This window comes from Alloacidobacterium dinghuense, from assembly GCF_014274465.1.
GTDB classification, from domain to species: Bacteria; Acidobacteriota; Terriglobia; order Terriglobales; family Acidobacteriaceae; genus Alloacidobacterium; species Alloacidobacterium dinghuense.
On the sequence record NZ_CP060394.1, the window covers coordinates 3,756,934 to 3,773,482 of the forward strand.

Here is a 16,549-nt window from a genome sequence, read left to right on the forward strand (position 1 = left end):
CAACTATGCTTGAAGAGCAACGTGAAGCTCCGAGTCCCAGTAGCGCTCGGTTTCATCGTCATGACAGGCTGTTCAGCTTGGTCTCAGCCGGGTAGTCTTTCGCTTTGTATTGTTCATACGAAGTCACACAGCTCGGATCAATACGAACCCGCTGCCGGACCCGACGCGATTGCGATGTACCAAGAACTTGCTGGGCGAAGACTGCAAAACGGCGCCACACTCCAGATCACGGTTTTACCCGCCCTGATGCAACAGGAGATCGAGCCGGAGGTCCACCGCCTTAATTGCGCCTGGGTGCTTCAGTTGTGGTACCTGCGAAATGCCGACGAGGATGTATCCGGGCAAGCCCTACCCCGGGGTGCTCGTTTCGACAGTCTGCGCTTCACATTGTGGAGCAGCTCAACACGGGAAGTCATCGAGCAAGGTACAGGATTTGTGTCACTGGCCACCAAGCCGCCGCTGCTGCCATTTGCACCGTTCCGCAAACAGATTCTCAAGAAGCTCAATCGGCTGCCCTAATGGATCGGGGGCGAATTCGTTTCTGAGGAGTCCCCGGGAATACGGAATGTTACCTGATTACCTCCGTGTTGCCGACAACCAGAAATCAGCAGAGTGAAGGGCGTTTATAGGGGCTTATCCGACGCAATGGTGAGCGAGTTGACGCGAGCTCACTCCGACCCAATGCGAGCATGCGGTTTGGCCCGCCGACTAGCCCTAAGAAATAGGATGGGCAGGTCTTCCGGAAGTGAGACCTCGTTTCCGCCACAAACTAGAAGGCGCCGGCACCTTCCCTCATCTACTGGCCCTGGATCAATAGGCCCAACGGAGCGAGAGGGCCGACTGGCCAGAATTGATATTTCGCCAGGCCGCCGGCTACGAGCGGCATGTCATCGACTGTCGCTTTGGCTTCTTCGACCGAATCAGCACTCATAAGGAAGATCGGCCCGGTGCCCTGGCGGAACCAGAACTGCTCGATCTTGCCATCGAGATATAGCTTGAGCGTGTGAGATACTTCCTTCGGCAAAATCTGCTGCCGCTGTTCCGGGGTCAGTGGAGCATCGAGTGTTCCGATAGCCATAACTTTCATGAGTAGTCTCCTTCATTGACGCTTGCGACGCGGTAGAACCGGCGGCCCGCAGTACAACTGTGAACCAAATCAGACGCCGGAGCCATCCGAATTCCCGCTGGGCATGGTCGAGTAATCGGGGCGGGGCGGCGAGCAAAGTGACTGGAACCAGCGGCTGATGTAAACCTGGGCGTCTGCTTCTCCGCAGAGATGGCGCGTACCAGGAATACTGGCCGAGTCTGGTTCCCACCGCACGACCGTTAACCGGGACGCGCCGCACTCGATCAAAAACCAACGCTGCGGGTTGGTGGTCACACGACCACAAATTTCACAGCGGAACTCCCTAAGCGATGACATAAGCCTCCTTCAGGTGGACTGTCGCCCTGCCGTCCAGTGGCGGACCGTGAGGACGCCACCTTTTAATTTTTATCATTGCGGGGCCTTTGACAGGCTAACCTTCATTTGTCGGATCGTTCGAACACGGAGACTGACTGCTCAGTCTCGGCTCTCCGCCGACTTCGATCTTTGACAGGTTCCTTTCAGGGTGACGATAATCTTACCGAGCAGGAGGCCCTACATGTACATGCAGGACAAACTCTTGAGGGCTCGAGGAATCATTTTGATGATTGGCCTCGGCATTGTTGTCGCGATCGTAGCATTCGAGCGATTCGCTCGCTGACTGCCAAACTCGTATGGCCGGGCGCACATTGAGGAGTCAAGTGGGGAGGCTTGACGACTCGGCTCTATTTCCACTCCCACGTCTGTGCAACAGTGTTGCCGTTGCCATCTACTTCATATTCGAAGGCTGCGCAGGCGTTGTTCAGGCGGCCCAGCTTCTGTGAGGTCGTCCGCATAAACAGCATGCCTCGATAGCTTATTGAGCCGCCAGCTCCGAAATGGCCTAAGCCCGTCCCGGTCCAGGTCACGGCTTCGCCCTCTTCCGTCGTACTTATTCCCTGGCCTGTGCCATAAATGGAGCCGTCGCCGCGCACTTCCGACCGATAGGTGCCGATGCCGGTGACGGGAACACCCAACATCGTGCCGCTGTCTTCAAAGGACACCTCCGCCGTTGGAGGTTCGACGGAGAGAACACGCCTTACGAGTCTCTTACCTTTGGTTTCACCAATCTTGTCTCCTAACATTTCGTTCGCCTTTCGCCGGGGCTCAAGCTGCGGTTCCCCGGGCGGGCAATTCTACCTTCCAAACCAAAGCGCACACTATTGCCAAATGGCTTAGTCTGTCATTTCTCTCCGGAATCGCGGAGGTTTGCACGGCGAGATGAAACGGCCCTTTCATTCGTCTCTATTCATTCCGCGATAGACTGACTTGTTCTGTTACCTGGGACCTGTTTGGAACATCCAGTATGTAAAGAGGTGATATGGATCAGACACAATCGGATGCATTAGTGTTTTTTGGGGCTACCGGCGATCTTGCCTACAAACAGATTTTTCCCTCGCTGCAGCGGCTGGCGAAGCGCGACAAGCTGCCCGGGCCAGTGATTGGAGTGGCGAAGGCGGGCTGGAATCTCGACCAATTCAAGGCGCGCGCGAAAGACAGCGTAGAGAAGCATGGCGGGGCCGATCCGGAAGGACTGCCGAAGCTGCTCAATAGCCTGCGCTATGTGGATGGCGACTACAACGATCCGGAGACTTTCAAGCAAGTCCGCCAACTGCTTGGGGCGGCGCAGCATCCGCTGCACTACCTGGCGATTCCTCCGTCTTTGTTCGGGAAGGTCATTGATCAGTTGAAGGCATCGGGCTCGGCGGATGGCGCCAGTGTGGTGATCGAGAAGCCCTTTGGACACGATGAGGTGTCGGCGCGGGCGCTGACGGCGGAGATTGACCGCGTATTTGACGAAAATCATATCTTCCGCATCGATCACTACCTGGGGAAAAATTCCGTTCAGAACGTGATCTTCTTTCGCTTTGCGAATTCGTTTCTGGAGCCGATCTGGAACCGCCAGTATGTGGAAACCGTGCAGATTACGATGGCGGAGAAGTTCGGCATTCAGGGGCGCGGCGCTTTCTATGATCCAGTGGGCGCGATTCGGGATGTGGTGCAGAACCACCTGCTGCAGGTGGTGAGCAATATCGCTATGGAGCCGCCGCCAAATCCAGCCCGCGAGTGCCTGCGTGATGAACGCCTCAAAGTCCTCAAGAGCGTCCAGGTCATCCAGAAAAAAGATGTAGTGCTGGGGCAGTTCAAGGGATATCACGAGGAAGCGGGAGTGAAGCCGGACTCACCCACGGAGACCTATGCGGCGCTGAAGCTGCATATTAACTCGTGGCGCTGGCGAGATGTTCCCTTCTTTATCCGCACGGGCAAGTCGCTGCCGGTCACGGCAACGGAGGTGATCGCCAAATTGCGGCAGACGCCGCCGGTATTTTCAGAACATCTGCCGCCGCAGAACTATGTGCGCTTCCGGCTGAGCCCGACGCCGGCGATCGCTTTTGGCGGATCTGTGAAGGAAGCGGGAGAACGCCTGCGGGGCTGCATGGTGGAACTGGAAGCCGAGCAGAAATGCGGTACGGACGAGCTGCTTCCTTATGAGGAGCTGCTGGAGGACGCCATGCGCGGCAACCAGACGTGGTTTGCGCGCAAAGACTATGTCGAGATGGCGTGGCACCTTCTTGATCCACTGCTGGCCGACAAGCCTTCGGTGAATGTGTATGAGCCGGGATCGTGGGGACCTGCGGCAGCGGACGAGCTGACGAAGGACGTTGGCGGCTGGTCGAATCCGGCCTAGACGCCGTTGCTGCTGGTCATCCAGCGGTCCATAACCGTTTGAGCGCAGCGCGCGCCGCAGAGATGGCGAACGTCAGGTTGATGGGATAGCAAGACGTCCCAGGGCGTGAACCGGAGCTGCGGCAGCGGCTGCGCATCGGGCGTGGGGGAGAACTGCTCGGCCCAGGCCAGCCACCAGTCTTCCGATTCTCCACTCTTGGCTTTGCCGCAGACTTCGCAGCGGAACGTTTCAGTAAACGCCATTCTTTCCTTGCTCCGATTGAGATTTGTTCAGAGCAAGGTAGCACAGGCGTGGGCCGGCGACAACGCACGGCCGTGTGATCGGGATTTCAGGAAGCTCCCTGCACTGCTGTAATGGCTTCGGGGATGTCTTCGAGGGGATAGCCGAGGCGCTTCCATTCATCGAAGCCGCCGCGCAACGGACGCACGCGATAGACGCCGTTCTTGCGCAGAGTAAGGGCCATCTTGGCCGCCGTGGCTTCGCTGGGACAGGTACAGAAGAGAATGACGTCGCGATCACGCGGGATCTCGTCGGTGTGCGCGACGAGCTTGTCGGGTGTAAGCAGCACGGCTCCGGGAAGCGTGCGCGGGTCGGGCAGGTAGTCGAGGGGGTGGCGCAGGTCGACGATGTAGATGTCCTGATGGCGATCGATCATCCCTTTGAGCTCGTCGGGTTCGAGACGAGCGGTGCGCATCTCTTTGATAAAAGCTCGCTGGCGGGTGAAGCGATAAATGAGGAAGCCTATGAGGAGCAATATAAAGAGAACGCCGGCTGTGTGGCTGACGCTGGAAACGAGGTTCGAGTGCTTGAGGAAATCGCCAAAGAAGCGGCCGCCCAGCGTGAAGGCAAGCGCGTAGAGCAGCGAGCCGACCGCGTCGTAGGCAATGAAGAGGTGCAGCCGCATGTTGGTCTGCCCGGCGATGGGAGCGGCTACGGTGTTGAGTCCGGGGATGAATTTTGACAGCAGCAGGGCGCGCTCACCGTTGCGCGTGAAGTAGCCTTCGGTCTTTTTGACGCAGGTGTTGCTCTCCATCGACAGCCGGCAGAGCAGGCGGACGACTGCGCCCCCGTATCGCTTGCCCATGAAGTACCAGGTGACGTCGCTGGTGAGGCAGCCGAGAACGATTGCGAGCAGAACCAAGGGCAGGCTGAGTCGATGGGTTGCGGTAAGTGTACCGGCGGTGATCAGGAGCGGAGCGCTGGGAATGGGAACGCCTAGCTGCTCGGTCATCACCCAGAAGAAGAGGATGAAGTAACCGTAATGCATGAAGAAATCGAGCGCGACTGGCATGGTTTTCCCGGCGGTACTAAGGATGACATTTAGATGCACGAATGGCAATGGAGGGCGCAAAACCATCCAGCGTCCATCGCCTGAAGGGGGTAATGGTCACGATTTGAAAGGGTTGGCACTTACTTATTTTGAAGGTATGAAAATCCCTCCTTATTGCTTGTTCAGGCGGGATTCGTACCAGTTGAGGATGCGCGAGAGCGAGTCGATCTGATGCTCGCGCTCGGTGAAAATGTGCGGTTCGCGGGGATAGCGCACCATGACGGTGTCGCGGCCGAGGAAACGGAGTCCGTTGAAGAACTCTTCGCCTTGCGAGATGGGCACGCGCGGGTCGGCTTCTCCGTGCAGAACCAAGACGGGCGTGTGGCATTGGTCCAGGTAGCGGACAGGCGAGTGCTCGTCGTATACCTTGCGGTAGGTTTGAAAATCGCCGAAGTATCCGGTTTCAAAGCTGGGAGAGATGTCAGTGGTCGTGGCCATGCTGAAGAGGTCGGTCACGCCGGCGCCTACCATTGCGGCTTTAAAGCGATTGGTATGGGTCACGGTCCATGCGGTCATGAATCCGCCGAAGCTCCAGCCGCCGACGGCTAACTGATCGGGGTCGGCGATGCCTTTGGCGACGAGGAAGTCTACGCCATCCATCACATCCTGAAAATCTGCGCCGCCCCAGTCCTGAAAATTTGCTTCCGTGTATGCGGGGCCTGCGCCATCGGAGCCGCGCGGATCGGGCAGGAGCACGACGAAGCCGTGCGAGGCGAGCATGGCCGCGTAGTTATACCAGTTGCCGTGCCAGCCTATGGTCCAAGCCTCTTCGGGGCCTCCATGAATGTGGACGATGGTTTTGTAATGCTTGCCTTCTTCGTATCCGGGAGGCAGATCGACAACGCCGTGAATGGCGCGGCCATCTTTCGAGCTTTTCCAGCTGATTTCGCGCTCGGCGCCAAGCTTCCAATCTTTTACCTGCGGATTTGTTTCGGTGAGCAGAGATGCATGGCCGTCGGTATAGACCCAGACCTCGTCAGGTTGCACAGGTGTCTGTCCGAGGAAGGCGAACTTTTTGCCGTCGTTGCTCAGATGGATCTCGCCTGCTGACGTGGTCACTCCTTCGACTGGGCTGGATTTGCCGGTGACGGCGTCAATTTTGAGAACGATGGTGTGCGCGCGTTCTGTTGCCTGTGCGAGGAGACCTTTGCTGTCGGGCAGCCATTCCATTTGCTCGACGGTGCCGGGGAAAGAATTCTCGACGAGAATTTGCTTGCCGTCGCTCAGGTTGTAAATCACGTGCTGATCTGTGATCTGTTTCGCCGTCATCTGTGAGAAGGCGATGGCGTGACCGTCGGAAGACCAACGTGGTTCGATGTAGCCTGCGTGCTCTTCGATGGTCTTCTCGGCGAGTCCGGTCGATGCGTTCAGGATTTGGATTTTTGAGACGCGCCAGTAGTCGTCGATCCTGGGCGTGGGTGAGATGCGGGCGACGATTTGCGAGCCGTTGGGCGACCAGTCGAAGGCGTCGATGTTGACATCGGCTTTGGTGAGAGGCCGCGCTTGATGCTGCGCGACATCGTAAAGCCACAAGCGATCGAATTTGTAGTCGTGATCGACAACGGTCTCATCGTTTTTCTGCTTCTTGCGCTCGCGCTGCTGAGCAGTGTCCTGATCGGTGCGGATGAAGGCTATGGATTTTCCGTCCTTCGACCATTTAAATGTCTTGATTCCTCCGACGATGTTTGTGAGTGGTGCTGCTTCGCCGCCATGGAGCGAGATGAGCCAAAGTTGCATGCCGGGATCGGAACCGTCTTTTTTGTTATCGGGCCATTCGAGATCGCCTCTGCCTTCGACGCCTGTGAGCGAAAACTGAAAGGGCGCGTGACTGGGGTCAGCAAGCGGGTTCTTTCGATCGGAAAGAAAGGCGATGGATTCGCCATCGGGCGACCATGCAGGGTCGGTATCGGTGCCAGCGCTCATGATGAAAGGCTGCGCGTGACCTGCTTCATCGGATGACGTGATCCAGATGTGCGCGTCTTTGTGCGCGCCAGCGGCGACGGGCGTGTTGACGACATAGGCTACCAGCTTTCCGTCGGGTGAAATTTGGGGATCGCTTACGCGCTTCAAGTTGGCGATGTCGGATGGGTCGACGATTTTTGTCTGAGCGTGCGAGAACGATGTACACGCAACGGAAAGAATAACGAGCAGCGAGGCAGATTTCATTCCAGCATTCCTCTCAAAAAAGATAACAATTTGTTCTCGCATTCACGACCGGAGCAAGCGCGCGGGAACGCGGCGCCACCACATGACGAATCCGGTGAAGAACAAGACGCCGGGCATGAGGCCGACGAGTATCCATGCGATGCGCGACCAGTGGCCGGCGAAGGTGCCGAAATGCAGCGGCCGGATGAAGAGCACAAGGCGAATGGCCAGGGATTGGTTGCGGGAATCGACATCGCTGAGCACTTTGCCGCTGTAGCGATCGAAGACGACTTGCGCGTACTGTCCGCGATCTTCCGCGTGCGGCGGATCCAGTTGCACGGAAAGTGGATCGGATGGCGAAAGAGGAAGAGCGAGTCCGCGCAGGATGCAGTCAGGATGGCGCTGCAATGCCTCCTGCACGAGCGGCTCAAGCGGCACCGATGCCTGTCCAGCTATGACGGTGGATCGGGGTGGGATGGACATTTCATGCCACTGATGCACGTCCCCGCCGAGGATGAAGACCATGGCGGCCGCCATGGGAACAAAGAAGCAATAATAGACGCCGGTGAAGGCTTCGATTGCGAGCGGAATGCTGCACCAGAAGCCGAAGACACTGTGGATGTCCCAATTGAGACGAAGCCAGCGCGCCTTCCATTGAATTTTGAATCCACTGTGCAGGCGATGACGGCCCGGCCACCAGAGGACGATGCCGGTCATACAGAGCAACAATAGAAGCGCAGCGCCGATGCCGTTGACGATTGTTCCGGTGGGGCCACCGAGGAGATGGAAGTGCAATTCGGCGAGCCAGTTCATGATGCCGGAGGCTTCCCCAATTGTGCCGAGTTCTTTTCCGGTTGCGGGATCGAAGTAGGCGAGCGTGAGACGAGTGGTTCTGCGTTCGGGAGGAACGAGATAGAAGACCCATGGCTCTGGTGGCTGCGCGTTATATTTTTGCTGGATGGATGCGTAGCTGATTGACCATCCGGGATGGGCTGCGTGAGCCGCGGCAAGAAGCTGATCGGTGGACAGGCGCTGTTCTGCGGAAGCTGTCTGAAACAACTTCGGCGTCAGAATTTTGTCGAGCGCGTTCTTATAGACAATGGCGCTTCCGCTGATGCCGACGAGCGTAGCGATGATGCCGACGCTGATTCCGCTCCATAGGTGAACCTGAAAGAGCGCGCGGCGAATCCAGCTTTTACGAGGATGATGCCAGAAGGTCGAAAGCCAGGGAAAAGCACCTTCGGTTTTCTGTGCTCTTTCATCCACTGCCAGGCTCACGCTTCCTCCGTTGGTGTTATGGCTCGCGATCGATTCGGACTTGATGTTTTTACTCGGGTGATCCGAGTTGCCAGAGCAGAAACGCAACCTCGTTCGCGGTCTGATCGACTTCTGCCGCTGTCGAAAGCGAACTGGAATGTCCTGATTTCGAATCGTACAGGAGCAGGACGGGGCGATCGGACGTTGTTGCGTTCTGAAGCGCGGCTGTCATTTTTCTTGCGTGCGATGGATCCACTCGCGTGTCGCCTTCACCGCTGATCAGCAGCGCGGCAGGGTATTTCGTTCCCTTCTGCACGTGATGATAGGGCGAATAGGCGTAGAGATTGCGGAACTGCGCGGGATCGCTGGCGGAGCCGTATTCTGTTGCCCACCAGCGGGCGATGGAGAAGCGCTCGTAGCGCACCATGTCGATGAGCGGATAGCGTCCGATTGCCGCTGCGAAGAGATCGGGCCTTTGGGTGATGCAGGCGGTCACCAGCAGGCCGCCGTTGCTCAGTCCCTGGATCGCGAGGCGGCTGGGCTTTGTGTAGTTGTTGTCGGCGAGCCATTGCCCTGCGGCGATGAAGTCGTCGAAGGAATTCTGCTTCTTGTCGAGTTCACCGGCGCGGTGCCATGCTTCGCCAAACTCGTTGCCGCCACGGATGTTCGCTACTGCGTAGACGCCACCGCGTTCGAGCCACACACCGGTTTCTGGCGAGAAGGTGGGCAACTGCGCCCAGTTGAAGCCGCCGTAGCCGTAGAGAAGGATGGCGGCGTTGCCGTCTTTCACGAGATTCTTTTTGTGGGCCAGGAACATGGAAACGCGCGTGCCGTCTTTCGACTTGTACCAGACTTGATCGACTACGACATCGGCGAGCGCTGCCGGAGTTTGTGGCGCGGAGATGGCTATCGTCTTTCCGGAGGCAACGGAGTAAGAGAAGAAGGTTGTTGGCGTTTGGAAAGAAGTGTAGGAGAAGCAGACGATGGGCGACTTCCAATCGCTGTCGATGGTAGCGACCGATCCCATGCCTGGGAGCGCGATGTTTCCCGATGCTTTGCCATTTTCGTCAAAGAGACGCAGTTCAGAGTGCGCGGTGTTCATGTAGTTCACCAGCAGCTTTCCGCCCGCGAGCCTGAACATTTGAATGGTTGAACTGTCTTCGGGGATCAGCGTGCGCCAGTGCTCGGGTTCCGGATGCGCTGCGTCGGCAACCATGATGGTTCCATTTGAGGCTTTCCAGTTTGTCTGTATGAAGATCTTGTCATCGGCGGCCTCGGCCGTGAAGGTGGCGGGGATGTCTTTTACCAGAGTCTTGATTTCATCCTGCTTGCGCAGGTCTTTGAAGTAGATATCCGTGGAACCGGATGCGCCGTGGAGGACGTGCATCAGCAAGAGGCTGCCGTCGTGCGAGATGCCGGCCACGAGGATCATCTGCGGCCCGATTCCCTGCCCGAAAATGAGCGCGTCCTGCTGCGGGTTTGTGCCGAGCTTGTGTTCGTAGAGACGCGGGCCCTGATCTTCGAACTTGACGTAGTAGAGGCGGGAGCGGTCGGGCGTCATCGGCAGCGACCAATAGATGTAGCGCGCTTCGGGCAAAACATCCGGCAGGTCTTTGCCTGTGGGGACGTCGTAGAAGTGGATGCTCAGCTGGTCTCGTCCGCCACGTCGAACACCGTAGGCGATGAGCTTTCCGTCTTCTGAAACATTCAGCAGATCAAGCGTCTCGGTGTGGTCGCTGCTCCAGATGGAGGGATCGAGCAATAGTTTTTCCGGACCCGATTCGGCATCGCGCACGTAGAGAGCGGCGATTTCATGGCTGGGAAGTTTCTTCAGGATGAAGTAGCGTCCCTGACGGTAGATAACACGCTGCGCCTCTTCGATGTCGGTGAGGGCGTAGATGTCTTTGCGCAACGCATCCATTTCCGGACGCTGGCTCAGGAGAGACGATGCGTACTCCTGTTGCGATTTGATCCAGGCTTGCGTTTGCGGACTGGATGAGTCTTCGAGCCACTGATATGGATCGCTCACGGAAATGCCGTGGATTGTTTCGACGGTGTTGATGGACGCGGTTGTCGGCGGCGGAGGAATGTGAGCCGACTGCGCCGAGGCCACGGTGGCGGCATGCGTCGCCAGTACCGTGACGCATGCGGTTATATGCGTCAATGTTCTAAAGGCTTTGGATTTTGCAGTCATTCCTTGCATGAGCACCCATCCATTGGCAGCTGCGAAATAAAACAGGAGCGCAGATTCCATCGGCTGCGCTCCCTCCTGGAAAGGATCTAGAACTTCACCTTGAGGGCAAACTGCAAGGAGCGCGGTGAACCGATTTGATACAGGCTGCTGAAGCCGCCGTCGGCGCCTCCGGAACCGAGGCTATCTGCAAGAGTGTGCGCGGAGATGCCAAACAACGAGTTGTTCAGCAGGTTGCGACCGTCGGACTGGGTGCCGATGTCTCCAAACATGGGGTGGTTGAAGATATTGAAGGCCTCGGCGCGGAATTCGAGCGAGACGGTCTCGTGGATCGGGAATGACCTTCTGATGGCGAGGTCTTCCTGCACGGCGTCATACCCGCGCAATTGATTGCGACCGAGGTTGCCTTGCGTGAAGAGGCCGGTTGGCGCGGAGAAGTGCGCGGGATTGAGACGCCTGCCGCCGGGGCAGTTGGCTCCGCCATTTGCCGCAGCGCATTCTGCGCCGGAGACGAACAGCGGTACACCGGTATTCACATTCGGGCGCTGGTTGATGGCATCAGGGTTCCACACCAGCCCGAAGGAGTATTGGCCGGTGGTGATGTTAATGGGCTGGGCGGAGTTCGTTCGCAACAGGCTGTCTGCTGCCCATCCGTTGGTTATGTACTTGACGACGGCATTGCCGCCGCGCGTTCCGGGCAGTTCGTAGCTAATTGCCGCTGAGAAGGAATTGCGCACGTCGTAGTCAGAATTGCCGCGATCAAGGTCAGGATTGTAGACGGTGTAATAGGGGTTGGGTAATGCGACACTCGAACCATTGTCGAGCGCATGCGCCCAGGTGTAAGAGGCGAGGATCTGGAGGTGTTGCCACATGCGTTGCCGGAACTGCGCCTGCAATGAGTTGTAGTTGGACCAGGCCTGGTTCGTGACGACATCAAGATACTGAAAGTTAGGATTGCCACCCATGTCGGGTTGCAGCATGTCGCGCCGGAGCAAATCGGAGCCAACATTGCCGACGTAGGCGATTTGAAAAGCGCGCGATTCTCCGAGGGCCTGCTCGAGCGAAGCATTCCACTGGTAGACTTTTGGGTCTCTGAGGTTCGGCTCGAATGCGAAGACGAAGCCGTATGGCGGATCAAGCGTGAACGGGACGGGAGCGGCATTAGCCTGGCTCACAGGGTATGTGCCGTCCGTTCCATACAGAAACTTGCTGCGGGAATATGGGAAGCCAAGCGTTCCCTGCGCTCCCTGCTGATTACCGAGACCATAAAAGATGCCGCCTGCGCCGCGGAAGACAAGCTCTCTTCCGGGCGTGGTTTTGATCACGTAGGCTACGCCGAGGCGCGGCGCAAAGTTGTGCTTGCTGGCGTTCCACAAGGGTGTTCCCAATGGGGCCAGTGCTACGTTCGGCGGATCGTTGAGATTGAGCGCGGTGTAGAAAGGATGGCCGGAGTCTTCACCGGGTGGCGGGTCATAGTCCCAGCGGACACCGTAGGTGAGGGTGAGCCGCGGAGAAACCTGCCAGGAATCCTGGGCGTAGAGAGACAGGTCGTAAAAGACTGGGCGCAGCTCTGATGTGTCTGTCGTATCTATGCTTGCGGAGATAGGAACATGCGTCAGGACATCAGCAAAGGTGTTGAAATTGTAGCCTATGTCCCATGGGCGGTAGCCGTTCTTCGGAGTCAGACGGCGGTAGTCCACGCCGAACTTCATATTGTGGCGACCCTTTACCCAGCTCACAGTGTCGATGAAATTCAATTGACGCTGGTGATTGGTCGCATCGTTGCCGACGTAATAATCTGTGCTGCCATCGTTGAGAATGAGACTGAAGACTGAGGTTGCTGTCGTGTAGATCGGATTCGACTGGAACAGATATGCATCGGTGGGAATGGTTGCACCACCAAAGTTTGTAGGTGTCACGACGGTGGCGCCTTTGGCATGACTGAGGTTGAAGCGAAAGTCATTGACCAGGCTACCTGTCGGCGTGAAGGTGAGACCGGCGGTCTCGGTATCGACGTTGGCGATGGTGTGGCTGAGCGTTGACCGCGTGTAGAAGTCAAAGGCTCCGTACTGTGCGCCGTTGGAAGGAGCGTAATCGCCACGCACAAATACATTCAGCTTGGGACTGATCGTGTAGTCGAGGCGTAGGCTGCTTGCGTTGAGGGTTGAAGGATTGGAGAATGTTGTGGCAAAGATGGCGGTGTCGGCATCGGGCGCGTCGTTGTTTGGATAACCAGGAAGTGCGTGGCTGGGGAGGGGATAGGCGTCAAGCAACGGGCCAACGACTGCGTCGGCGCGTGCGCGCAGCGCGGTCGAGGGCACGATGTCCTGCCGGGATTCGGGCACGCGGAGACGCAATCCCTCATAGGAGAAGAAGAAGAAGACTTTGTCACGCCAGATGGGACCGCCGATGACGCCGCCGAAGTCATTTTGTTTTTCTGCGGCGCGTGGAAGGCCGGCGTTGTTATTAAACCAGTTGTTGGCGTCGAAGACTTCGTTGCGTAGATACTCGAATGCCGTGCCGTGGAAGCGGTTGGTCCCGGAGCGCGTGACGATGGAGAGTTGCGCGCCTGGAGTGCGCCCGTACTCGGGGTCGAAGGATGACGTCTGAATCTTGTATTCCTGCATCGCATCGACGGAGACGAGGCTATTGTAACCACCGTTGTTACTTGTTGCCTGCGATGCGCCAGCGCCTGCGGAACCGAGATAGACGTTGCTTCCCTGCGTGATGCCCACATTGGCGCTCACACCGTCGATCGAGAAGTAATTTGCGTCGGTACGCTGACCGTTGACGCTGAACTGGCCTGAATTTGTGTAGTAGGTTTTGGCTGTCACGTTGCCGGGAGTTAAGGCGATGAGCGCCTGGAAGCTGCGTCCATTCAACGGCATGTTCTCGATAAACTGCCGGTCGACTGTTGTCGTGACGGCGGCGGAGGTCTCAAGGTTTGCGCCGGAGGATGCGCTGACTGTCACGGTTTCGTTCGACGAACCGACGGTGAGGGTAAAGTTGATGGCCAGCTTGTCCTGTACGTGCAGATCGACGTCTGGGTTGACTTCGAGCTTGAATCCATCTTTCTGGACGGTGAGCTTGTAGTGGCTGGGATGAAGCGTTGAGAAAGCGAAGGTGCCCTCGCCGTTTGTTCTTTCCTGGATGGAAGCGCCAGTTCCAATGTTGGTTACGGTGACGTCGGCGCCTGCAACGGCTGATCCCTGCGAATCTGTGACTTGACCTGTGATGCTTCCGCTTTCGCTCTGCGCGCGAAGCCATGGCGATGCGAAGAAACACATCACCCATATTCCTATTGCGAGTTGCAGGTTACGTTTTCTCATGGCGAACCTCCTCAAGGAATAATTGCGTTATTTGTATGACCTGGTGTTTGCTTTCTAAAAACTCCTGTTCGATCTGTTCAGTCTTCGCGGCCGGCGTTTTGCTTGCGAATCATCGCGGCCAGTTCGAGATCGCTCTTGGTAGAGTGGCGCTCCAATTGGTCAGCGACCGCCAGAGCATCTTTCAGCGGCTCATCCTGTCCGAGCTTGAATTTTGCTTCGAGGCGCTCGATGTGCAGTTCAAAGCCAAGAATCGATTTGTAACGGCGCGTGATTGCTTCGCGCTCGATTTCGCTGGTCTTCCAGCCACCGGGGATCGGTGTTTCCATGACCTGCGTGAGCCGCTCGACTGACTCGTCGAGCTGAGGTTCATCCTGAAGCGCGACTCTGCCGTAGCAGTGAACGGCGGTGTAGTAATACGTCGACGGCATGTCGCGTTTTGGGTACCAGCTGGCGGTCACGTAGGTGTAGGGTCCTTCGAAAATGGCAAGCATGGGCTCGCTCGTCTGACTTAACAGGGCTGCATGGTCGTTCGCTCTTGCGATGTGGCCAATCAGCACGGTTTTGTCGGAGCGCTTGTGGTCGAACAATAAAGGGAGGTTTGTTGCCATGGGTCCGTCTGCTCCGTTACTTACAAGGAGTGCCCAGGGGTTTTTCTCTATCAGGTCGACCGCGTCCTGCTCTGACGATGGCCTCCAGCATGGCCGAACAAACATCCGAGTCTCTCCTCGTTTCTCAAAAATTATTCAGCGGTTTTGGACGTGGCTGCTTTGCCTCGTTCGTAGACGATCTCGCCACCGGACATCGTTACGTCAACCTTCACGTCTTCGATCTTCACGGGGTCGAGATTGAAAATATCTCCTGAAAGGACAACGAAATCTGCCAGTTTTCCCCTTTCGATTGAGCCTTTTTCGCTCTCCTGGCTTTCGGCATAAGCTGAGCCGACGGTGTAGGCGTGGACCGCCTGGCGCACCGTGATTTTCTGTTCCGGAATCCAGCCATCGGGGTTCTTGCCATCGAGGGTGCGGCGCGTGGTTGCCGCATAAATGCCAGCCATGGGATCGATGGGCGCGACAAACCAGTCCGAACCGAAGGCGAGGGTGGTTCCTGCGTCAAGCAAAGACTTGAACGCATAGGTTGTGAGAGCGCGCTGATGTCCGATGCGCTTCTCGGCCCAGCGGCCGTCGTCTATGCAGTGATAGGGCTGGACGGAAGCAATGACGTGAAGCCGGGCAAAGCGCGGGATGTCTTCCGGCCGCAGGTGCTGCGCGTGCTCGATGCGCAAACGGCGATCGGCGTCGCCATCTTCTTTTTCGAGGCGCTCGTAAAGATCAAGGATGGTTTTATTGGCGCGGTCTCCGATGGCGTGGGTTGCGATGTGCAGCCCGGCGCGATCGGCTCCCACCATGTTGGCGTACATCTGCTCGGGATTGCGAAGCTCATCGCTGGGGCCGCCGCTGGTTTCCGGCGCATCGGTGAAGGGCTCAAAAAACCATGCTGTTGTTGAGCCGAGAGAGCCGTCGGCAAAGGCTTTCACCGATCCGATGACCAGATGGTCATTGCCGAAGTTTGTCATCACGCCAAGATCGGCGAGGCGTTGATACTTGCTCAAAGGAAAACGGGCGGAAACGCGCACCTTTAATTTGTTCTGCGCAAACAGGCGCTGATAGCCCCGCACTACCAGCGCCTGCATGTCAGTCGCCTTGGAGCCGGTGAAGCCCATGTCCTGCACGCTGGTCACGCCGTTTTCGAGCGCGTACTGTTGCGCAGCAAGAATGGCCGAATCGACCTGCTGGTCGGAAGGCGGCGGGATGACGCGTTCCACCAGGTCTTTGGCGGCGTCCTTGAAAATGCCGGTGGGATTGCCGTCTTTATCGCGGACGATGACGCCGCCGGGAACATCTTTCGTATCCTTCGTGATGCCTGCCAGCTTCATGGCGAGCGCGTTGGCGAGCATCATGTGTCCGTCGGAGCGATTGACCCATACGGGATTGTCGGGAGTTACATCATCGATGAGTTCGTGCGTGGGCAGACGCGCGGGTGTCCATTTTTCCTCATCCCAGTTGCCGACGACAATCCATTCGCCCCTCGGCTGGGTTCGCGCGAAGTCTGCGATGCGCTTGCGGAACTCGGTTTCGCTGGTGGCGTCGCGTAGCTGAACGCTGGCCAGCCCCTGACCTCCCCAGAAGAAATGGACATGCGCGTCATTGAATCCGGGCACGACGCGGCGACTTTGCAAATCGATCACTCTGGTTCCTTCGTCGGCCAGCTTGCGGATCGCGGCTGAATCGCCGACGGCCACGATGCGGTGATCGCGGACGGCAATTGCCTCCGCTTCCGGCTGGCTGGGATTCTCCGTCCATATCTTCCCGTTGACTGCAATTATGTCCACGCGCGATTGTGCCCCCATGATGGGAGAGATAGAGATCAGAATGGCGCCGCATAGAAGCAGCAGCTGTTTTTGCATGGCCTGTCCGCTCTATAGAGT

The 16,549-nt window shown here is 57.5% G+C and carries 12 protein-coding genes; 2 read left to right on the forward strand and 10 right to left on the reverse strand.

The genetic code is table 11. From position 1 onward, the window contains the following. Positions 1-21 precede the first annotated feature (21 nt). Entirely contained in the window at positions 22-519 is a 498-nt protein-coding gene (locus tag H7849_RS15475; protein ID WP_186740489.1) for a hypothetical protein, read from the forward strand. A 277-nt stretch (positions 520-796) separates the two neighbouring features. On the opposite strand, the gene H7849_RS15480 is transcribed toward H7849_RS15475, so the two are convergent. Together H7849_RS15480 and H7849_RS15485 are read right to left on the reverse strand one after the other, a co-directional pair. Continuing rightward, positions 797-1,087, reverse strand: a complete 291-nt coding sequence (locus tag H7849_RS15480; RefSeq protein WP_186740490.1) for a YciI family protein — start codon at positions 1,085-1,087, stop codon at positions 797-799. Positions 1,088-1,809: 722 nt separating this feature from the next. Then, the gene (locus H7849_RS15485; RefSeq protein WP_186740491.1) at positions 1,810-2,208 is read right to left on the reverse strand and encodes a hypothetical protein; all 399 of its coding nucleotides are present in this window, start codon (positions 2,206-2,208) and stop codon (positions 1,810-1,812) included. Between the two features lie 236 nt (positions 2,209-2,444). On the opposite strand from H7849_RS15485, the gene zwf reads away from it, so the two are divergent. After that, a complete protein-coding gene (gene zwf / locus H7849_RS15490) occupies positions 2,445-3,812 on the forward strand; it encodes a glucose-6-phosphate dehydrogenase (protein ID WP_186740492.1) in 1,368 nt (455 codons plus the stop codon). Here zwf and H7849_RS15495 read toward each other — a convergent pair. The 8 genes from H7849_RS15495 to H7849_RS15530 all read right to left on the reverse strand — a co-directional run bounded on the left by H7849_RS15495 (position 3,809) and on the right by H7849_RS15530 (position 16,528). Next, entirely contained in the window at positions 3,809-4,054 is a 246-nt protein-coding gene (locus H7849_RS15495; protein ID WP_186740493.1) for a hypothetical protein, read from the reverse strand. The genes zwf and H7849_RS15495 overlap by 4 nt on opposite strands. A gap of 86 nt (positions 4,055-4,140) precedes the next feature. Continuing rightward, positions 4,141-5,103, reverse strand: a complete 963-nt coding sequence (locus H7849_RS15500) for a VTT domain-containing protein (RefSeq protein WP_186740495.1) — start codon at positions 5,101-5,103, stop codon at positions 4,141-4,143. A gap of 150 nt (positions 5,104-5,253) precedes the next feature. Beyond that, complete coding sequence (locus tag H7849_RS15505; protein WP_186740496.1) at positions 5,254-7,308, reverse strand: S9 family peptidase; 2,055 nt, start codon at positions 7,306-7,308, stop codon at positions 5,254-5,256. Positions 7,309-7,350: 42 nt separating this feature from the next. Next, positions 7,351-8,565 carry a PepSY-associated TM helix domain-containing protein gene (locus tag H7849_RS15510; RefSeq protein WP_186740497.1) on the reverse strand — a complete coding sequence of 405 codons (1,215 nt, stop codon included), beginning with the start codon at positions 8,563-8,565 and terminating at the stop codon, positions 7,351-7,353. A 49-nt stretch (positions 8,566-8,614) separates the two neighbouring features. Then, positions 8,615-10,798, reverse strand: coding sequence for a prolyl oligopeptidase family serine peptidase (locus H7849_RS15515; protein ID WP_186740498.1), 2,184 nt, complete (start codon positions 10,796-10,798; stop codon positions 8,615-8,617). A gap of 26 nt (positions 10,799-10,824) precedes the next feature. After that, a complete protein-coding gene (locus tag H7849_RS15520; protein ID WP_186740499.1) occupies positions 10,825-14,064 on the reverse strand; it encodes a TonB-dependent receptor in 3,240 nt (1,079 codons plus the stop codon). Between the two features lie 77 nt (positions 14,065-14,141). Then, the gene (locus H7849_RS15525; RefSeq protein WP_186740500.1) at positions 14,142-14,777 is read right to left on the reverse strand and encodes an FMN-binding negative transcriptional regulator; all 636 of its coding nucleotides are present in this window, start codon (positions 14,775-14,777) and stop codon (positions 14,142-14,144) included. Between the two features lie 26 nt (positions 14,778-14,803). Further along, positions 14,804-16,528, reverse strand: a complete 1,725-nt coding sequence (locus tag H7849_RS15530) for an amidohydrolase (protein WP_251106294.1) — start codon at positions 16,526-16,528, stop codon at positions 14,804-14,806. Positions 16,529-16,549: the final 21 nt, after the last annotated feature.